Source organism: Polaromonas sp. P4_F6 (genome assembly GCF_056401275.1).
Genome location: NZ_JBFUJQ010000009.1, coordinates 13,486 through 32,241, shown reverse-complemented (window position 1 = coordinate 32,241; position 18,756 = coordinate 13,486). Strand labels below are relative to the sequence as shown.

Genomic DNA, 18,756 nt, shown 5'->3' with positions numbered 1-18,756 from the left:
AGGCTCCGTGGAGGTTCGGGGCCGCTGCGGCGCTGAAAGTGTTGCGCCGAACCGACCTTTACAAAGAAGCGCCGATCTTACAAAAAACCCTCCTCCAGCCGTGCGTTCGGGGGATTTAAGCGGCAGCTTGCGCCGAGTTGTCCGAAGAGCGCGGCACAAATCGTATGTGTGCAGGAGAAACCAAATGAAACACTTTGCAAGCATCTCAAAGGAAACACGGTTGGCCTTTACCCTTGACATCTGTCTGGCCCCCGGCACGTATGGTTGCAAGCTGGCTGGCTGAGCGCTCTCACCTTTTATTTCCGGAAATCCTGGCTCCAGATGGCTTCGCAACCTGACGTTCTTCAATCCTGTCTCCAGTCGGCAGCCACAGCGGCGCGGTCTGCTCTGGAAAAGTGCGTGGAAGATGCCGTGGCGGGCCTGCAGGTGGCCGAAACCCAAAGCATGAAGGTGGCCGAACGCGACGAACTGGCCACGGCCTGGCGCGAACTGCTCAAAAACAAAGCCGCCTGGAGCGTGCAATACCCCGCCGACCTGCTGGTCCGTTTCAAGGCCAATGTGGCCGCCGCGGCCCAGGCGGCGCGAACGCCCGAAGCCTCAGGCGAGCAACTGGCCGCTTCGGCCGCGGCCTCGTCCAGCGCCTTTGCCGCCCTGAGCCATGCGAGCTTCTCGCTGGTCGACGACCAGGACGTCTCCAAGGCGATTGAATCCTCCCGGCTGCTCCAGCAGGTGTTGCCGGCCGTGGACCACATCCTGGCCGAACTCAACAAGCTGATCAGCACGGTGCAGGGCCTGCCCAATGTGAGGCCGGAACTCAACCCGCTGCGCCCCGAAGTCTTTGCGCAAACCCTGCGCGAAATGGCGGTGGCGAGCAAGGCCGAGCCGGCGGTGGTCTCGCTGTGGCTCAAGTACATGGCCGACCCGCTGGGTCGTGAGCTCAAGCGGCTGTATGAGCGGCTGGTCAACCAGCTCGAACTCGCCAACGTCCAGGGCGCCAGCTACCGCGTGCTGCCCACGCCGGCCAGTGTCGGACGCGGTCGCGGCCGCGGCGGAAACGGCTCCAGCCCGACGGGCCCCGGCGGCGCTGCCGAAGGTGACGCAAACGGTGGTGGCGGTGGCGGCGAAGGCGGATTTGGCGAGGGTGGCGGCCAGCCCGTGCCGCAATACGCCGACCTGTCCAACTACGAGATCCGGGACGAGCTGTTCCAGGACTTTTTGTTCAACGGCGGCAGCAATGCCCACCACGGCCTGGCGCCCTCTTATTACGAGACCGTCGAGGAGGAGCTCGCCGCCCTCCACGCCACGCCAGACTCCGGTTCCGCGCCGCTGGCCGAGTCACGCCCCGGCTACATGTCTGACTATGAGGGCATGCCGGCCGTTGACCGGCCGCAGCGCCTGGTCGACGAGCGCAGCCAGCTCAGCCCCCAGGTCTGGGGCTCGTATGCCAAACCCCGGGAGCGCGCCATCGTGCGCACCCAGCTCAAGAAGGAAGCCCGCCAGGTCGGCCAGGTGCTGGGCCTGGAGGTGGTGCGCAAGCTGGTCAACCAGGTGGCGCAGGACCCGCGCCTGCTGGTGCCGGTGCGCGAGGCCATCGTGGCGCTGGAGCCTTCGCTGCTGCGCCTGGCCATGGTGGACCCGCGCTTTTTCAGCGACGAAGGCCATGCCGGGCGCCGCGTCATGGAGCGGGTGGCGCAGCGCAGCTTCAAGTACAACGACGAATTCAGCCCCGAGTTCCTGGCCTTCTTCGAGCCGGTCACCCGCGCCTTCAACGAGCTCAACAGCCTCACGATTGAGGACGCCCAGCCCTTCGGCATGGCGCTGGCCAAACTGGAGTACGGCTGGGACGAACAGGACCAGCTCGAGGCGGAAAACCGCAACAACGTGCTGCAGGCCCTGCGTTTTGCCGAAGAGCGCCAGACGCAGGCCGACCAGATCGCCTTTGAGCTCAGCACGCGCTCCGACCTGGACAAGGTGCCCGGCCTGGTGCTCGATTTCCTGTTCGGCCCCTGGGCGCTGGCCATGGCCCACGCCAAGCTCGTCGACACGCGCAACCAGATAGACCCCATGGGCTTCGGCTCGGTGGTGCCCGACCTGCTCTGGAGCGTCAAACGGGAAGTGACCCTCAAGCGGCCGGCCAAGCTGATCGAGATGATCCCCAGCCTGCTGGCCAAGCTGCACGAGGGGCTGGAATTGCTGGGGCAGGATCCGCGCGAGAGCGAGCCCTTTTTTGAAGGCCTGATGAAGTTGCACCGGCCGGTGCTCAAGCTGCGCCGCCTCAAAAGCCAGCGCGACGCCGAAGAGTCGGGCGCCATGCCGCTGGAGCCCGAGGAACTGCCGGCCACGCCCGAGCAGCGCCTGGCCAAAGCGGCCGCCCACCCCTGGCTGGCGCGCGACGAACTCGATGCCGCCGGTTTTGAAGACACGCTGCCGACGGCGCCGGGCGAGCTCATGCCGCTGGAGGAAGAACACGCAACATCCTCGGGCATGGAGACCGCGGACTCCGTGGGGGAAGAGGTCGACTCCTCCCATGCCGAGCTGCTCGCCGAGCGGGAGGCTTCGACCAACGCCGTGCCGGCCCTGGCCCAGGGCGATGCCGAGCGCCTGCTGATGAGCTTGCGCGCCGGCCACTGGGTTGACCTCTACTCGCGCCGCCGCTGGCTGCGCGCCCAGCTGATCTGGGCCAGCACCAAGGGCACGCTGTTCATGTTCGTGAGCCACGGCGGCCAGCCGCACTCCATGACCAAACGCAGCTGTGAACGCCTGATCCGGGAACGCCTGCTCAGGCCGGTGGACAGCCAGGGCGTGGTGGCGCAGGCACTGGATGCGGTCGCCTCGGAAGTCGTTTCGCCGGCCACCCAGGCCGAGCCGGAAACCGCGTAACACCCCCGAGCCCTTGTAGGCAGCGCGCGGCGCGCCGCACGCGGCGCTGTCCGACATCCGCGCTCGCCGCCGGCGCGCACATTGGTGAATTCGCTTTCACCTTCAAGGGGCTTCCATGATTGAAAAAAATGCTTCCGTTCACTGGGAAGGCGCCGGCAAAAAAGGCCAGGGCCGCATCAGCACCGACACCGGCGCGCTCAAGAGTTATCCCTATGGCTTCGGCAGCCGGTTCGAAGATGACCGCAGCGGCACCAACCCGGAAGAGTTGCTGGGTGCTGCGCATGCGGCCTGTTTCACCATGGCGTTTTCCTTTGCCTGCGATAAGGCCGGTTTTGCCACCGCCTCGGTCGACACCCGTGCCAAGGTCCGCTTGGTACCCCAGGGCGACGGTTTTCTGATCGACCGCATCGCGCTGACGCTGGAGGCCAGCATCCCCGGCATCGACGAGGCCAAGTTCCAGGAAATCGCCGAGGGGGCCAAGAAAGCCTGCCCGCTGTCAAAAGCCCTGGCCAGCGTGCCCGAAATCACCCTTGCGGCCACCCTGCTCAAATAAGTGACCTTGCACTGGAGCACATTCCCATGAGCCCCAAGACCAATTTTTCATTTGAAGTGCAGTACGAGGAAGGTACGGACGCCGGCAAGGACGAGCGCGACGGCGTGATGGCCTCGTTGGGCCCGTCGCTTCAAAAGCTGTTCGCCGCGGGCGACCCCGCGGCCACCGTGACGGTGAGCGACAGCCACAAAGGCGGCGGCAACAAGCTCGTGGAGCTGACCACCACGCTGCAGGACGGCGAGATCGCCGGCATCCTGCTGGCGTTCTCCGGCCAGCACGGCGTCCGCGTGAGCGCGCTGGAATAGGCGCCGGCAGGCCGGTTTCAGGCCTGCCAGACCCCGTAGCCCGCCTCGCGCAGAGCTATGCCCAGCTCGACCTCCATCTCGCGCGCCGCATCGTAGGGCATGGGGTTGTACATCTCGTAAAGCCGGGGCAGCAGGCGCAGGCCGAAATCGCGCGCGAAGCGGTTGGACTGTATGCCGGCCTTGTGCTTGTCAAAGCGCACATCCGGGTCCAGCCCGGTCATGCCCACATAGACAAAAGGTTTGCCCAGCTGGTAGTCCGGGTTGGCGCGGCGAAAGCGCGCTACGTCCCAGACCTCGGGTGCGAGCTCGATCACATAGACGCTGTAGTGATGGCTTTTGGGGCGGCGCGGCATGGCGCCACCACTGTAGCGTACGCGCCGCGCCCGGCCCGCGCCCGGCCCGCGTTTACCCCGCCGGCTGCGCTTGCGGCGCCTCTTGTGTCTGCGCCTGTCCCGCCTGGCTTGCCTCCGGCTCGTTTGCCTCCTGCTCGCGCCAGCTGCCCGAGACCACCAGCAGGTGAATGAACTGCAGCTTGCCCACCGCGTCCAGAGGCAGCACAAAAGGATAAAAGTCGGGCTGGCCCATGCTGCGCGACATCTCGTTGAGCATGGTGGTCAGCCGGGTCCAGTGGTTGATGAAGGCCAGGAACTGCGCCGTATCCGGTTGCTCCGGCTGGTACAGCGCGTCCAGCGTGAAGGGCGTGAACTCGAGGTCGAAGCGGTCCACGCTCAGGCCGAAGCTCAGCGCGGTGTCTATGGCGTCACGCATGTGCATGTAGTGCGCCCAACATTCGGCCCAGTCTTCCCAGGGGTGGGTGCTGGCATAGGCGCTCACGAAATGCTGCGGCCAGTCGGAGGGCGGGCCTTCGTCGTAGTTGCGCTGCAGGGCGGCCGCGTAGTCCTGCGTTTCGTCGCCGAAGAGTTCGTGAAAGCCCTCCAGCCACGGCGTGCCGGCCACCAGCCGGTCCCAGTAATAGTGGCCTACCTCGTGGCGCAAGTGGCCCAGCAGGGTGCGGTAGGGCTCGCGCATGGCCTTGCGCACCGCCTCGCGCTTGGCGTCGTCGGCCTCGTCGATGTTGAGCGTGATCAGGCCGGTGTTGTGCCCGGTCATGATGTGCGGCCCGTTGACGGGCGAGCGCAGGAAATCGAACATCAGGCCGCGCTCCGGGTCTTCGCTCATGCGCGAGGCCACCGGCAGTCCCAGCAGGATCAGCGAGGACACCAGCCGCCGCTTGGCCAGCTCTATGCGCCCCCAGAGGTAGCCGTTGTCGGGCTGTTCCGGGTTCGTCAGGTCGGGAATCGTGCGGTTCAGCCGGCAGGCCCGGCACATGTCCGCGGGGTCGTGCCAGGCCACAAGCCAGTTGCAGGAGGCGGGGGTGGAGAGGTTGAGGCAGCGTTTGTAGGTCGGGATACCGTCGTCATCGCCGGCCTCGCCGTCCGGTGCGGCGGACAGCGCTGGCGCGGCGTCGGGTGCGGACTCCTGGCCGGGAATCTCATCCAGCGAGGGGGGCTGCGTGTCGTCGGGCGGCGGCGTGGCCGGTGCGGCGCCCGCCTGCCACTCGCGCCAGCTGCCTTTGCGCGGTCCCGGCATCAGGGGCAGCAGCAGGCCGCGCTCGCAGTCATAGCCCAGCGGCGTGTTGCAGGCCAGGCATTTGCTGTTGCGAAAGAACACCGGCTGCCCGCACTGGCAGCGGTAGTTGCGGCCCGCCAGCAGGGGAAGAGGGGGTTCGGTGGAAGGGGCGGAGGTGGTGAGAAACAAGTAGCTTGCCCGGATAGGTTATGGGCCTGCACAGCTGGAAAGCGCAAGCACTCGACGGGAAATCTAAGGCGAAGGTACAGGATATCGCCGGCAAGGCGTTTCGGGGCCCGGCGGCAACGCCTGTCATGCTGTCAGTGCAGGCCGACAAAACAACGCGGGCCGCTTGCTTTTATCATCGGGTGTCAGACGTGTGTGCGGGCCTGCCCGCCGAACACCCGTAGTGACTTAAATTACAGCGACACAATGGCCAGGGAGGCCCGATGAAGTTGAATTCGCGCGAAATACTCGTCGCGGCAATCGGTGCCGCTTGGTCTTTTTCAGTGATGGGCGCTGCACCGTACACCGTCACCGGCTCGCTCGATGCGCCCGGAAGCGCCGAATTGATCATGATCGACGGTCGCCCTCCCGCCGGCCAGTTGGCACGCAAGGTCGTCACGCCCCAAGGCGAAGCCGAGCGGCTGGAAGACGGCGCTTTTGAACAGATGCCGATCGAAGCACTCAGAGGTGCGTTGGCTGAACAACTGGACGAGCAATTGCGGGTAAAGCTCAGCGGGCAGTTGCGGTTGACCGCTCTGAACGTCGCAGTTGGCGAACGGCTGGGCCGACCCGCCACCCGTGCCGAATACGCGCCCTTTGCCATCGGCGGCTTGATTGGCGGTCTCATCGCTTCCCGAGCTGTGCCCGCCATGGTCAGTCACGACGGTCCTCTCCCGCTCTACGTCGATTTGACCCTGGACCACCAGGGTCGCCCCATCGCCTGCAAAGCGATGGCCACCTTCTACGGCGACAGTATCGGCAGCGCCTGGCAGGCGGCCCTTCGAGAGGCGGTCGTGCACTGCGCCCACCAGCTGGGCGTGCCCAAGATGCTCGAAGAGGCGGGGCCCAATCGGGTTCGATAACCTTGCCGTCGGGTCGGCGTTGTGCCAACCAGCCGGTCCGCAGGCCAAATGAAAGATCGTCGGCCCGGTCGACTCGGTAATCGACGTTACCGCCCGTACTTCATCGCCTTCCCCGCAGGCCGACAAAACCGCCCGCGGCGCTTGCTTTTATCATCGGGTATTCACACGCCCCCCGGCAATCCCGCCGCAGGCATTTCATTCCAGAGGAAACCATGCCCACTTACCACGTCGAAATGATGGAAGGCCGCACCATCGAGCAGAAGAAAAAGCTCGTTGAAGCCATTACCCGCGTCAGCGTTGAAATCCTGGGCGGCCAGCCCGAGTCGGTGGACATCCTGATCACCGACATCAAGCGCGAGAACTGGGCCACCGGCGGCAAGCTCTGGTCCGAACCCAGGGATTAAAGACCAGGCCAGCCGCATGTCCGCTTCCCTCGCCGACCTGCAGGCGCGCCACGGCCCGCGTTACCGCTGGCTGCTCCTGCTGTCGGTCATGATAGGCACGATGGCCTCCATCATGTCGTCGACCATCGTCAACGTGGCGATCCCCGACATGAGCCAGCACTTCACGCTGGGGCAGGAGCGCGCGCAATGGGTCAGTTCGGGTTTTATGGTGGCCATGACGGTCTCCATGCTGACCACGCCCTGGCTGCTGGCGCGCTACGGCTACCGCCGCACTTATGCGGGCACCATGCTGCTGCTCATGGCCGGCGGCATCGTCGGCGGCCTGTCCAACCATTTCAGCCTGGTGCTGGGCGCGCGCGTGGCCGAGGGCCTGGCGGCCGGCGTGGTGCAGCCGATTCCCGCCATCATCATCATGCGCGCCTTCGGCCCGCACGAGCAGGGCCGTGCCAGCGGCCTCTTCGGCATGGGCGTGGTGCTGGCGCCGGCGGTCGGGCCCAGCATAGGCGGCGTGCTGGTGGATTTGTTCGGCTGGCGTTCGATTTTTTTCATGGTCATCCCGCTGTGCCTCGTCTCGCTGTGGATGGCCTACCGCTATGTGCCCGACACCGCGCCCGGCGGCGTGGCGGCCAATCGCAACACGGCCATGATCGACTGGCGCGGCCTGCTGCTGGGCGCGCTGGGCACGCTGTGCCTGCTCAACGGCATGGTCCAGCTGCATGGCGCGGGCGGTGGCGCTCAGGCTTTTTCCCTGCTTGGCGGCGCGGCGGCCGCGCTCGCGGCTTTTGTCTGGTGGCAGCGCCGCCTGGCCGCCAATGGCGGCGCACCGTTGATGAACCTGGCGCTTTTCGGCTACCGGCCCTTCGCCATGGGCAGCATCGTCGCCTTTATTTACGGCACGGCACTGTTTGGCTCGACCTACCTGCTGCCGGTCTATTTGCAGCTGGGCCTGAAGCTCTCGGCCTCGCATGTGGGCACCATACTGCTGCCGGCCGGGCTGGTGCTGGCCGCCACGATTGCCGGCGTGGGCCGCCTGGCCGACAAGCACCCGACCTGGCTGCTGGTCAGCACGGGCCTGGCGCTGCTGGCCGCCTCCTTCGCCTTGATGCTCACGGTGAGCCTGGCCTCCGGCCTGTGGATGCTGGTGGCCTGGGCCACGCTGGGCCGCATAGGCCTGGGTTTTATCCTGCCTTCGCTGAACCTCGGGTCGCTGCGGCCGCTGCATGAGCACCTGCTCTCGCAGGGCGCGAGCGCGATCAACTTTTTGCGCATGCTGGGCGGCGCCATCGGCGTGAGCCTGTGCGGCATCGTGCTCGAATGGCGGCTGGCCGCCCATGGCGATTCATTGGCCAATACCAGCAGCAGCCCGGCGCGGCTGGCCGCCTTCAACGAGGCGTTTTTGATGCTGGCCGCGCTGTGCCTGCTGGCCATGGTGGCGGCCTGGCAGCTTCGCCTGCCCGTGAACAGCCTTCCCACCGACCCACAGAAAGCAGGCTGACCATGTGCCAACTCCTGGGCATGAACTGCAACGCCCCCACCGACGTGACCTTCAGCTTTCGCGGTTTCGCGCAGCGCGGCGGCCACACCGACCACCATGCCGACGGCTGGGGCATCGCTTTTTTTGAGGGCGACGACAGCGTGGCCGGCGCTGGCGACAAGGGCCTGCGCCATTTCGTCGACCACCAGCCGGCCAGCAGTTCACCGGTGGCCGAGCTGATCAGCCGCTACCCCATCAAAAGCCGTAACGTGATTTCGCACATCCGCAAGGCCACGCAGGGCCGCGTGGCGCTGGAAAACTGCCACCCCTTTGTGCGCGAGCTCTGGGGCCGCTACTGGGTGTTCGCGCACAACGGCGATCTGAAGGATTTTTCGCCGCGCCTGCACGGCAGCTTCCGGCCCGTGGGCAGCACCGACAGCGAGCGCGCCTTTTGCTGGATCATGCAGGAGATGGCCAAATCGCACGCCGGTGTTCCCAGCGTGCGGGAACTCAGCATCACGCTGCGCGAACTCGCGGCGCAGATCGCCGGCCACGGCACTTTCAATTTTTTACTCAGCAACGGCCAGGCGCTGTGGGCCCATGCCTCCACGAACCTGTATTACGTCGAACGCAAGCACCCCTTTGCCCATGCCACGCTGAGCGACGAAGACGTGAGCGTGAACTTCGCCGAACACACCCGGCCCACCGACAAGGTGGCCGTGGTCGTCACGGCGCCGCTGACCACCAACGAGCAATGGACGGCCTTCGCGCCGGGCGAACTCAAGGTGTTTGAGGACGGCGCGCTGGCAGCCGCCTAGCTTTCCCTAAGGTTTGGGGCAGGCCGCGGCCTGCCCATCCAGCTGCTGCTGCTCATGGCGAAAACTCGCGACGGTCTTGCCCCCGTCGCGCTGCACGGTCAGCACATAAATGCTGTCGAAGTCGCTGCCCTTCCAGTGCGGCACGGCGTCCGGCTGGCCGCCCATGCCCGCTAGCATGGCCTTGACCATGTCCTCGAGCTTTTTATGTTCCCAGGCGACCAGCACCACCGCGTTCTGGTAGCGCGGCGCCGCCAGCTCCCGCTGCAGTCCCTTGATGTCCTCGAAGCCGAAAGAGGTGTTGATCGGCAAGCTGGCCTGCACCGCCGTGGGCGCGACGGTCAGCAGCGGCCGCACATAGTTGTACAGCTGGCCGCCGTCGGGTTTTTTCTCGTGCGGGTCGGACGCGAACACAAAATCCGGTTTGCCGAATTTCCCCAGCAGCACGGCCGGCAGGGCCAGCGCGCGGTTCAGGCCCTGGCAGTTGAGCTGGCCCAGGCCCTGGTCGGGTTTTTCCGCGTGGCGGATGAAGATGATTTTTTGCTCGGCCGCCTGCGCCAGCAGCGGCAGTGCGGTGCAGGCGATCAGGGCAAGCGGGCGCAGCGCGCGGCGCAATGAAGGGAATCGGCGGGCGGTTTTCATGGCTCAGGCCTCGTGGACGGGGCCTGCCAGCTTAACCGGCGCGCCGGCGGCGTCAAGCCTTCAGCGCCGCCTCCAGCGCATCGATGAACATGGCCGCCACGTCAAAGCCGGCCTGGTCGTGGATTTCCTGGAAGCAGGTCGGGCTGGTGACGTTGATCTCGGTCACGTAGTCCCCGATCACGTCGACGCCGGCCAGCAGCAGGCCGCGCGCGGCCAGCACCGGGCCCAGCGCCTCGGCGATTTCAAAGTCGCGTTTGGACAGCGGCTGCGCCACGCCCAGGCCGCCGGCCGCCAGGTTGCCGCGCACCTCGCTGCCTTGCGGGATGCGCGCCAGGCTGAAAGGCACGGGCTTGCCGCCTATGACCAGCACGCGCTTGTCGCCCTTGGCGATCTCGGGCAGGAACTTCTGCACCATCACGCTTTGCGCGCCGTCACGGTTCAGCGTCTCGGTGATGCTGCCCAGGTTCAGGCCGTCTTCCTTCACGCGGAAGATGCCCATGCCGCCCATGCCGTCCAGCGGCTTGAGGATGATGTCCTTGTGCTCGGCATGAAAACGTTTGATGTCGGCCGCGCTGCGCGTCACCAGCGTCGGGCCGCTGAATTGCGCGAATTCGAGGATGGCGAGTTTTTCCGGGTGGTCGCGCAGCGCGCGCGGCTTGTTGAAGACTTTGGCGCCCTCGCGTTCGGCCTGCTCCAGCAGGTGGGTGCTGTAGAAATACTCGCTGTCGAAGGGCGGGTCCTTGCGCATGAGCACCGCGTCAAAACCGGCGACGGCTTCGCGCGCATCGGGGCGTGACGTGTCCGCCGTGAACCAGGTATCGGCGTCGCCCGTCAGCCGGATGTGGCGCACCTGGGCCGTGACCTTGGCGCCGGTCTGCCAGTTCATGTCGGCCGGCAGGCAGGCGCTGATGCGGTGGCCGCGCCTTTGCGCCTCGCGCATCATCGCGAAGGTGGTGTCTTTGTAGATCTTGAAGGACTCAAGCGGGTCGGCGACGAAAAGGATGTTCATGGTTTGGAAGTGTTTTGGGTGTCTGGCCGTATTGTTGTACAAACGGCGACAGCGTGCTGTTGTCGGGTCTTGCTCCGGCTTGCGCGCTTTCCCTCTCTACCTCTGCTTCGTCTGCTCACTCTTCTAGGGCTTGCTGGCCGGGGGTTGCCCGGCGGCAACTCACTTTTATCGAAACCCGCAAAGCGGGTTTTCTTTTGTTCGCCAAAAGGCGCGCTACGCGCGCGGAGTTTGCTCACTTCGCGTAGCGAAGTTACGCAAACACCAAAAGTAAGCAAAAGAAAAGGCGACCCTGGTGTCTGCGTCCCTTCGCTTCGCTGCGGGCAGCCTGCGGTGCTCGGCTCAGGCGGGGTCTCGCTAAACTCGCTCCGTTTCACTCCGCTCAGACAACGCGATCCCTGATCCGCCTGAACCTGCGCTCCTCGGCGCATACACAAGGGGGAGGGAGAAAAATACCAATACCGAAAACCACAAGGACACGCCATGGCGTGTCCTTGTTTGTATTTGTCTTCTTGGTTTTCTGTCCCCGCTCCCGATTGCCCCGTCCTGGCTGGGCCGAGGAGCGCAGAGACAAGCGGATAAGGGCTGGCGTTGTCTGAGCGAAGCGCAGCGTAGCGAGTTTAGCCAGACCCCGCTTGGCTCGAGCACCGCAGGTTGCCCCGTAGCGAAGCGTAGGGGACCCAGACTGCGGGTCGCCTTTCTTTTGGGTACTTTTCTTTGGCGAAGCAAAGAAAAGTGCCTCGCCCGCCGGGGCGAGACCCGGCCAGCTGAACTAAGAAGAGGAAGGAGCAGGATGAGGAGGAAGAGCGCGCTCAGCCGGAGCAAGACCCGGCCGACTACCCAAGTCAATTCAACAAACAAAGCCCTGTTTCACGCCCTGTTCGGGCGCAGACAGGGCGGCCTTTCTTGATACCGTCCATGAGCAAGCCCTCTCCCGCCGCTTCAGGCGGAAGCGGCTCGCAGGAGACACACCATGCAACTGGACAATCTGAAAATCAGCACGCGGCTGGGCGCGGGCTTTGGACTGGTATTGCTGCTGGCGGGCGGCTTGATGGCGGTGGGGCTGGGCCAGCTGGCCGGTGCCGGCGCCTTCAGCCGCGAGCTGAGCGGCGATGCCTGGTCGCGCGCCGGCGCCGCGACGGCGCTGGGCAACTGGTCGCAATCCAATGCGCGCGCCACCCTGGAGCTGTCCCTTGCGGCGGATCCCGCATTGGCGGGCGCCGCGCGCCGGCAAATCGCCATGGGCGACAAGAATATGACGGATGCCCTGGCGGTGCTGGAAGCCGGCACCCCGCCGGCGGAAGAAAAGGCCTTGCTGGCAAGCGTGCGCGCCGCGCAGGCCTCTTATGCGCAGGCGTTGGCCAAAGTGGCAAGACAGATTGAAACTGGCGACCGCGAGGGGGCTGTCCGCGCCTGGGCGGGCGAGGCCGCTCCATCGCTGGGCAAGCTGCAGCAGGAACTGGCCGCGCTGGCCGAAACGCAGGCTAAGCAGGCCAGGGCTGGCGGCCAAGCCGTTGAGGCTGACATTGCATCGGCGCGGCGCTGGATGCTGGGCCTGGCGCTGGCGGCTCTGCTGGTGGGCACCGCCGTAGCCTGGCGCCTCGCCCGCGGCATCGCGCAGCCGCTCAATGAAGCGATTTACATCGCCGAGACCGTGGCGGCCGGTGACCTGAGCCAGGAGTTTTCCACCGAACGCGGTGGTGATTTCGGCCGCCTGCTGGGCGCCCTGGGCGACATGGAAGACACGCTGACCGACCTGGTCAGCCGCATCAAGGCCTCCACCGATTCCATCACCCTGGCCTCCGGCGACATCGCCGCCGGCAACGCCGACCTGTCGCGCCGCACCGAAGAGCAGGCGGCCTCGCTGGAAGAAACCGTCTCCAGCATGGAAGAGCTGACTTCCACCGTCAGGCTCAACGCCGAGCATGCGCGTTCGGCCAGCGGCCTGGCGGCCAGCGCCTCGGGCACCGCGGAACAAGGCGGCGCGGTGGTGGCCCAGGTGGTGGACACCATGGCGGCCATCAGCGGCAGCTCCAAAAAAATCGTGGACATCATCGCCGTCATCGAAGGTATTGCCTTCCAGACCAACATCCTGGCGCTCAACGCGGCCGTGGAAGCCGCGCGCGCCGGCGAGCAGGGCCGCGGTTTTGCCGTGGTGGCCAGCGAGGTGCGCGGCCTGGCGCAGCGCAGCGCCGGGGCGGCGCGCGAAATCAAGGCGCTGATCGCGGACTCCGTCGCGCATGTCGAGAGCGGCTCCGAGCTGGTCGGCCAGGCGGGCCGCACCATGCAGGACATCGTGCAGGCCGTCAAGCGCGTGAGCAGCCTGCTCGAGCAGATCTCCGCCGCCTCGGTCGAGCAAAGCAACGGCATCGCGCATGTGAACCAGGCCATGGTGCTGATGGACAAGGCGACCCAGCAAAACGCCGCGCTGGTCGAGCAGGCCTCCACCGCGGCCGCCTCGCTGGCCGAGCAGACCCTGCAGCTGCAGGCGGCGGTCGATGAATTTAAACTGGATGCGGAGCCTGAAGCCGCGCCATCGGCTGCGCTGCATTTCCAGGCGATAGGCCGGGACCTGCACCGTACAGCGCCGCTCCCAGCCTAGCCTGAGTCAGATGCCCGGTGGCTTTTTGAGCGTCAGCATGCGGTCCTGGGCGCGCAGCACGATGGTCTTGACCTCGGCGCCCTGCAGCACCGTGAGCCGGATTTCCGCGTCGGGCGCGGCATGGTCCCAGAGTTTTTTGTAAAAAGCTTCCAGTGTCGCGACTTTCGCGTCGTCCACCGCCAGCACCACATCGCCCGCCGACAGCCCGGCCAGCTCCGCCGGGCTTTCCTTGCTCACGCGCAGTATCTGTATGCGCCCACCCTGGTCGTTGGAGGTGATGCCCAGCCAGGGCCTGCGGCTCTTGGCGCTGTAACCCGAACGCTGCAGCTCCGCGAGTATGGGGCGCAGCAAATCCACAGGCACAAACATATTGCCCGGCAGGCGGCGGTTTTCATTGGTCGCATCCGACACGAACAGAGAGCCTATGCCTATCAGTTCGCCGCGCTGGTTGAAGAGCGGCGCGCCACTGTGGTTGCCGCCGCTGGCCAGCACCGGCGGGCTGGTGAAGAGGGCCGATTCGATGTGGTATTCCCAGCTGCCCGAGAACGCGCGCCGGCTGACCAGCCGCGTCATGCTCACATCGCCGTCGTCATCGGGCTGCGGGCCGGTCACGGCCATCAGCGGCTCGCCCGGCTGCAGGTCCCTGCTGCTGCCCAGCGTCGCCACCGCCACATTGCGCAGCGGCAGCAGCGGGCGCAGCAGGCCGAAACCCGTGGCCAGGTCGTAGGCCACGGCGCGCGCCGGCAGCGTCCGGTTGTCCTGGGTCACGACCTCGATCTGCTCGGCCTCCAGCATCAGGTAGCCAATCGTCAGGATCAGCCCGTCCTGGCTGATCAGCACGCCCGAGCCCGCGCGCCGCAGGCCCAGGGTTTCGGCGGAGCGCGCGTCCTCCATGGCCGTGACCTTGACACCCACCACCGCCGCCGTGGCCCGGTTCAGCGCATCCATCATGGCCTGCGCCGCCGGCGGCGGCGCCGTGGCCGCCTGGGCTGTGCCCAGCAGCAAAATGCCTGAAAGGAGCAGACAGAGCCAATGACGCACGCTGCACATGACGGACTCCAGACGCGGCTGCGAGCAGAGAAAAGAGGGCTGTGGAAGAAATATCAACCGCGAATCGAGAATGCGCTTTATTGAATGGCGTTGCAAGCGGCAGGGTCAAAAAGCGTCAACCCTGGCGCGCCAGACCAGATAGGGGCAGGGCTTCATGACACTGCACTCATAACACCCCAATAGGAAAACGGGAAGGCATCCGCACAAACCCGAGGGCGCTTTGGTAAATATTGCCTAAAAAACAGTGCAAAAAATACGTGAACTTTCTTATTTATTCAAAAGGGAATTGCGATACAGTTTGGAACAAATTCAGAGGGTGTGCGCCTTGCCAGGAGGGCGCTTTGTGATGCAGAACAATATCAGCAACTCAGGGGAACTTGTGTACGGCACCTGCGTAGCCGTCTGCATGCCATTGGCGTTGATGGCAAACCCGCCCGATCCGCAAGGCTGGAGCCCCAATTGACAGTTGCCGGTGCGGTTTCGCCAGACTCCCCCCCCGTGCTGGCCGCACCCGTGCCGGCGGGTGAGCCGCCGCTTCCCCACAGCCACGCGTTGGCTGCTTTGTGCCTGGTGGCGCGCTTTCACCAGGTCGCCGCCGACCCCCAGACGCTGGCCCACCAGCTGGGCATCGCACCCAGCGACAGCGTGGATACCAGCACCTTGCTGCGGGCGGCCAAGCACCTCGGGCTCAAAGCCAAACTGTCCAGGTCCAGGCCCGACCGCCTGAAGCTGGTGCCGCTGCCGGCGCTGGCCTTCCTGAAGCCCGTAGACGATGCCGCAAACAGCGCCGGTGGTGGCAAGCAAGTGCACACTGTCATCCTGGCGCAGTGCGACGGCCAGCGTGTGCTGTTCCAGGACCCGGCCACGCCGGCCAACCGGCCCACGATTGAATCGGTCGAGGCGTTTGCCGCCCAGTGGACCGGCGAGCTGATCCTCATCACCAGCCATGCGGCGCTCACCGGCGAACTCGCCAAGTTCGACTTTTCCTGGTTTGTGCCCAGCCTCGTCAAATACCGCAAGCTGCTGGGCGAGGTGCTGCTGATTTCCTTCATGCTGCAGCTTTTTGCGCTGGTCAGCCCCTTGTTCTTCCAGGTCGTGATGGACAAGGTGCTGGTGCACCGCGGCCTGACCACGCTGGACGTGCTGGTCATCGGCCTCGTGGTGGTCGTGCTGTTTGAGAGCGTGCTCAACGGCCTGCGCGCCTATGTGTTCAGCCACACCACCAGCCGCATCGACGTGGAACTGGGCGCGCGCCTCTTTCGCCACCTGGTGCAACTGCCGCTGGCCTACTTCCAGGCGCGTCGCGTGGGTGACTCGGTTGCGCGCGTGCGCGAGCTGGAAAACATCCGCAGCTTCCTGACCGGCAATGCGCTCACCGTGGTGCTCGACGTGCTGTTTTCGGTCATCTTCATCGCCGTGATGCTGTTCTACAGCGTGCCGCTGACCCTGATCGTCATGGTCAGCCTGCCGCTGTACTTCGGCTTGAGCCTGGCGGTGGTGCCCATCCTGCGCCAGCGGCTGGATGTGAAATTCGCGCGCGGCGCCGAAAACCAGTCCATGCTGGTCGAAACCATCACCGGCATCCAGACCGTCAAGGCCAGCGCGCTGGAGCCCAGCTTCGGCAAGCGCTGGGACAACCAGCTCGCCGCCTATGTCAGCGCCAGCTTCAAGACGCAAAACCTCGCCACCTGGGCGCATGAGGGCATCAACCTGATCGGCAAGCTCGTGAACGCGGCCACGCTGTGGTACGGCGCCCATCTGGTGATGAACAACGAGCTCACCGTCGGCCAGTTCGTCGCCTTCAACATGTTTGCCCAGCGCGTGGCCCAGCCCATCATGCGCATGGCCCAGCTGTGGACGGACTTCCAGCAGACCGGCATTTCCGTGGCGCGGCTGGGCGACATCCTCAACACCCGCACCGAAGTGCCGCCCACCAGCGCCGCGCAGCTGCCGCCCGTCAAGGGCCGCATCACGCTCGACGGCGTGGTGTTCCGCTACCGGGCCGAGGCGCCGCCCGTGCTGCACGGCATCAGCCTGGACGTCAAGCCCGGCGAGATCATCGGCATCGTCGGCCGCTCCGGTTCCGGCAAAAGCACGCTGACCAAGCTGGTGCAGCGACTGTATTCCCCCGAAGGCGGTCGCCTGCTGGTCGACGGCATCGACATCAGCCTGATCGACGCCGCCCAGCTGCGCCGCCAGGTCGGCGTGGTGCTGCAGGAAAACCTGCTGTTTAACCGCAGCGTGCGCGAGAACATCGCCATCACCGACCCGGCCGCGCCGATAGAAGCCGTGGTGCGCGTGGCGCAGCTGGCCGGCGCGCATGAGTTCATCAGCGAGCTGCCCGAAGGCTACGACACGCACGTCGGCGAGCAGGGCAGCGCGCTCAGCGGCGGGCAGCGCCAGCGCATCGCGATTGCGCGTGCCTTGTTCACCAACCCGCGCATCCTGATTTTTGACGAAGCCACCAGCGCGCTGGACTACGAGAGCGAAGCCATCATCCAGCGCAATATGGCCCACATCTGCAAAGGCCGCACCGTGCTCATCATTGCCCACCGCCTGAGCGCCGTGCGCCATGCGCACCGCATCATCGTGATGGACAAGGGCAAGATCGTGGAGGCCGGCCCGCACGACGCGCTGATCCAGAAACCGCAAGGCCTGTATGCCCACCTCTGGCGCATGCAGGACGGCAAGCAGCCCATGGAAGGGGCTTCGGCATGAGCCGCCCTGAAGACAACAAGCCCTCCGCGGTGGAGGATGTCACCCCTAAAGGCGAAGCGCCCGCGGACGCTCCCCAGGTTGCCGCCGTGCCCGATAAACCCGTGCACCCCGTCATCGCGCTGCTGGCCCGTTACCGCGCCATCTTCGGCGCCGCCTGGGCGCACCGCGACGAGCTTGCCGGCCCGCGCCGCCTGAGCGACGAGGCCGCCTTCTTGCCCGCCGCGCTCAGCCTGCAGGACACACCGGTGCACCCCGCGCCGCGCCGCCTGGCCTACGCCATCATGGCGCTGTTTGCCATCGCATTGGTCTGGTCCATCTTCGGCAAGATCGACATCGTGGCCGTGGCGCCGGGGCGCGTGGTGGTGAGCGAGCGCACCAAAGTCATCCAGCCGCTGGAGCGCAGCGTGGTCAAGGCCGTGCTGGTGAACGACGGCGACCACGTGGCGGCCGGCCAGCCCCTGGTCGAGCTGGACCCGACCGCCGCCAGCGCCGACAAAACCACCGCGCACGACCAGCAAAAATCAGCCTTGTCGGAAGTGCTGCGCGCCCGCGCCATCCAGCAGGCGTTGCAAAATGTGCAGCAGCTCGCCTACGCCGGTAACGGCTTGCCCGGCAAATACATCCCTGAATTTCCCAAGGATTGGTCCGCCGCCGAGATAGCGGCCGCGCAGGCACAGCTGCAAGGCGAGTGGGGCGACGTGACCGCCAAGCTGGCCAAACTGTCGGCGGAAATCAGCCGCCGCCAGGCCGAGATCGTCACCGCGCAAGCCGTAGTGGCCAAACTCGAAACCACGGTGCCCATGGCCCAGGCGCGAGAGGCAGACTTTAAAAAGCTGGTAGACCAGGGCTATATCTCCGGCCACGCCACACAAGACAAAACCCGCGAACGCGTCGAGCTGGAGCGCGACCTGACCACCCAGCGCGCCAACCTTCGCGCAGCACAAGCCACCCTGCACGAAAGCGAGAACAGCCGCGCCGCCTACCTGGCCGAAGTGCGCCGCACCCTCTATGAACGCGAAGCCCAGGCCGACCTCAAACGCCAGCAAGCCACGCAGGAACAAGCCAAAGCCACCCAGCGCGAAAACCTCACCACCCTGAAAGCGCCCGTCGCCGGTGTGGTGCAGCAGCTCGCCATCCACACCACGGGCGGCGTCGTCACCGAGGCGCAAGCGCTGATGATCATCGTGCCCGAAGGCGCGCAGGTCACGGCCGAAGTCACGCTGGAAAACAAGGACATCGGCTTCGTCAACGTCGGCAACGGTGCCGAGATCAAGCTCGAAACCTTTCCCTACACCCGCTACGGCACGGTGTCGGCCAAGGTCGACAGGGTCACCGCCGACGCGGTGAACGACGAGAAGCGCGGCGCGATCTTTCCGGTCACGCTGGCCTTGAACACCAAGCAGATTGATGTGGACGGAAAGATGATCCAGCTGGTGCCCGGCATGAATTTGACCGCGGAGATCAAGACCGGGCAGCGGCGCGTGATTGAGTATTTGTTGAGCCCGATTCAGAGGGCGGGTAGTGAGAGCTTGAGGGAGCGGTGAGTGTTGGGGATATGTGAACCCGTCGATTTGAATAATTTGGCTGACTCGCGGAGTACCAATTATTCAAAGAGCAGCATTGAGTAGATATTCGATTCGATGAATTCCT

15 protein-coding genes are annotated in these 18,756 nt (G+C 65.6%); 10 read left to right on the top strand and 5 right to left on the bottom strand.

What is annotated here, in order from left to right:
• The first annotated feature begins 321 nt into the window (after window positions 1–321).
• The 3 genes from AC1DUN_RS19130 to AC1DUN_RS19120 all read left to right on the top strand — a co-directional run bounded on the left by AC1DUN_RS19130 (window position 322) and on the right by AC1DUN_RS19120 (window position 3,738).
• Entirely contained in the window at window positions 322–2,880 is a 2,559-nt protein-coding gene (locus tag AC1DUN_RS19130) for a DUF1631 family protein (RefSeq protein ID WP_477715346.1), read from the top strand.
• Between the two features lie 115 nt (window positions 2,881–2,995).
• Window positions 2,996–3,433: an OsmC family protein gene (locus AC1DUN_RS19125; RefSeq protein WP_413326692.1), complete on the top strand. Its 438-nt coding sequence runs from the start codon at window positions 2,996–2,998 to the stop codon at window positions 3,431–3,433.
• A gap of 26 nt (window positions 3,434–3,459) precedes the next feature.
• On the top strand, window positions 3,460–3,738 hold the full coding sequence (locus AC1DUN_RS19120; protein WP_477715345.1) for a hypothetical protein: 279 nt from the start codon (window positions 3,460–3,462) through the stop codon (window positions 3,736–3,738).
• Between the two features lie 17 nt (window positions 3,739–3,755).
• On the opposite strand, the gene AC1DUN_RS19115 is transcribed toward AC1DUN_RS19120, so the two are convergent.
• Both AC1DUN_RS19115 and AC1DUN_RS19110 read right to left on the bottom strand, forming a co-directional pair.
• Window positions 3,756–4,091 (bottom strand): hypothetical protein, encoded by a 336-nt coding sequence (locus tag AC1DUN_RS19115; RefSeq protein WP_477715344.1) that lies wholly within the window; start codon window positions 4,089–4,091, stop codon window positions 3,756–3,758.
• 52 nt (window positions 4,092–4,143) lie between these two features.
• A complete protein-coding gene (locus AC1DUN_RS19110) occupies window positions 4,144–5,496 on the bottom strand; it encodes a zinc-binding metallopeptidase family protein (RefSeq protein ID WP_477715343.1) in 1,353 nt (450 codons plus the stop codon).
• Between the two features lie 260 nt (window positions 5,497–5,756).
• On the opposite strand from AC1DUN_RS19110, the gene AC1DUN_RS19105 reads away from it, so the two are divergent.
• The 4 genes from AC1DUN_RS19105 to AC1DUN_RS19090 all read left to right on the top strand — a co-directional run bounded on the left by AC1DUN_RS19105 (window position 5,757) and on the right by AC1DUN_RS19090 (window position 9,091).
• The gene (locus tag AC1DUN_RS19105) at window positions 5,757–6,395 is read left to right on the top strand and encodes a hypothetical protein (protein WP_477715342.1); all 639 of its coding nucleotides are present in this window, start codon (window positions 5,757–5,759) and stop codon (window positions 6,393–6,395) included.
• A gap of 212 nt (window positions 6,396–6,607) precedes the next feature.
• Window positions 6,608–6,799 carry a 4-oxalocrotonate tautomerase gene (locus AC1DUN_RS19100; RefSeq protein WP_092132274.1) on the top strand — a complete coding sequence of 64 codons (192 nt, stop codon included), beginning with the start codon at window positions 6,608–6,610 and terminating at the stop codon, window positions 6,797–6,799.
• 16 nt (window positions 6,800–6,815) lie between these two features.
• Entirely contained in the window at window positions 6,816–8,294 is a 1,479-nt protein-coding gene (locus AC1DUN_RS19095; RefSeq protein ID WP_477715341.1) for an MFS transporter, read from the top strand.
• A 2-nt stretch (window positions 8,295–8,296) separates the two neighbouring features.
• The gene (locus tag AC1DUN_RS19090) at window positions 8,297–9,091 is read left to right on the top strand and encodes a class II glutamine amidotransferase (protein WP_007872781.1); all 795 of its coding nucleotides are present in this window, start codon (window positions 8,297–8,299) and stop codon (window positions 9,089–9,091) included.
• Between the two features lie 6 nt (window positions 9,092–9,097).
• Here the strand turns inward: AC1DUN_RS19090 and AC1DUN_RS19085 are convergent, their stop codons facing one another.
• Together AC1DUN_RS19085 and gshB are read right to left on the bottom strand one after the other, a co-directional pair.
• A complete protein-coding gene (locus AC1DUN_RS19085; RefSeq protein WP_477715340.1) occupies window positions 9,098–9,730 on the bottom strand; it encodes a histidine phosphatase family protein in 633 nt (210 codons plus the stop codon).
• Between the two features lie 52 nt (window positions 9,731–9,782).
• Window positions 9,783–10,739, bottom strand: a complete 957-nt coding sequence (gshB, locus tag AC1DUN_RS19080) for a glutathione synthase (protein WP_477715339.1) — start codon at window positions 10,737–10,739, stop codon at window positions 9,783–9,785.
• 970 nt (window positions 10,740–11,709) lie between these two features.
• Between gshB and AC1DUN_RS19075 the strand changes: the two genes are divergently transcribed.
• On the top strand, window positions 11,710–13,338 hold the full coding sequence (locus AC1DUN_RS19075; protein ID WP_477715338.1) for a methyl-accepting chemotaxis protein: 1,629 nt from the start codon (window positions 11,710–11,712) through the stop codon (window positions 13,336–13,338).
• 6 nt (window positions 13,339–13,344) lie between these two features.
• Here AC1DUN_RS19075 and AC1DUN_RS19070 read toward each other — a convergent pair whose 3' ends face one another.
• Window positions 13,345–14,343 (bottom strand): S1C family serine protease, encoded by a 999-nt coding sequence (locus AC1DUN_RS19070; protein ID WP_477715337.1) that lies wholly within the window; start codon window positions 14,341–14,343, stop codon window positions 13,345–13,347.
• A gap of 543 nt (window positions 14,344–14,886) precedes the next feature.
• Here AC1DUN_RS19070 and AC1DUN_RS19065 point away from each other — a divergent pair.
• Both AC1DUN_RS19065 and AC1DUN_RS19060 read left to right on the top strand, forming a co-directional pair.
• A complete protein-coding gene (locus tag AC1DUN_RS19065) occupies window positions 14,887–17,106 on the top strand; it encodes a type I secretion system permease/ATPase (protein WP_477715336.1) in 2,220 nt (739 codons plus the stop codon).
• On the top strand, window positions 17,103–18,650 hold the full coding sequence (locus AC1DUN_RS19060; RefSeq protein WP_477715335.1) for an HlyD family type I secretion periplasmic adaptor subunit: 1,548 nt from the start codon (window positions 17,103–17,105) through the stop codon (window positions 18,648–18,650). Before AC1DUN_RS19065 ends, AC1DUN_RS19060 begins: the two co-directional genes overlap by 4 nt.
• Window positions 18,651–18,756: the final 106 nt, after the last annotated feature.

Bases quoted from the DNA above. Each gene is read 5' to 3' on its own strand.
- AC1DUN_RS19130 (WP_477715346.1), top strand. From the start codon at position 322: ATGGCTTCGCAACCTGACGTTCTTCAATCCTGTCTCCAGTCGGCAGCC.
- AC1DUN_RS19125 (WP_413326692.1), top strand. From the start codon at position 2,996: ATGATTGAAAAAAATGCTTCCGTTCACTGGGAAGGCGCCGGCAAAAAA.
- AC1DUN_RS19120 (WP_477715345.1), top strand. From the start codon at position 3,460: ATGAGCCCCAAGACCAATTTTTCATTTGAAGTGCAGTACGAGGAAGGT.
- AC1DUN_RS19115 (WP_477715344.1), bottom strand. From the start codon at position 4,091: ATGCCGCGCCGCCCCAAAAGCCATCACTACAGCGTCTATGTGATCGAG.
- AC1DUN_RS19105 (WP_477715342.1), top strand. From the start codon at position 5,757: ATGAAGTTGAATTCGCGCGAAATACTCGTCGCGGCAATCGGTGCCGCT.
- AC1DUN_RS19100 (WP_092132274.1), top strand. From the start codon at position 6,608: ATGCCCACTTACCACGTCGAAATGATGGAAGGCCGCACCATCGAGCAG.
- AC1DUN_RS19095 (WP_477715341.1), top strand. From the start codon at position 6,816: ATGTCCGCTTCCCTCGCCGACCTGCAGGCGCGCCACGGCCCGCGTTAC.
- AC1DUN_RS19090 (WP_007872781.1), top strand. From the start codon at position 8,297: ATGTGCCAACTCCTGGGCATGAACTGCAACGCCCCCACCGACGTGACC.
- AC1DUN_RS19085 (WP_477715340.1), bottom strand. From the start codon at position 9,730: ATGAAAACCGCCCGCCGATTCCCTTCATTGCGCCGCGCGCTGCGCCCG.
- gshB (WP_477715339.1), bottom strand. From the start codon at position 10,739: ATGAACATCCTTTTCGTCGCCGACCCGCTTGAGTCCTTCAAGATCTAC.
- AC1DUN_RS19075 (WP_477715338.1), top strand. From the start codon at position 11,710: ATGCAACTGGACAATCTGAAAATCAGCACGCGGCTGGGCGCGGGCTTT.
- AC1DUN_RS19060 (WP_477715335.1), top strand. From the start codon at position 17,103: ATGAGCCGCCCTGAAGACAACAAGCCCTCCGCGGTGGAGGATGTCACC.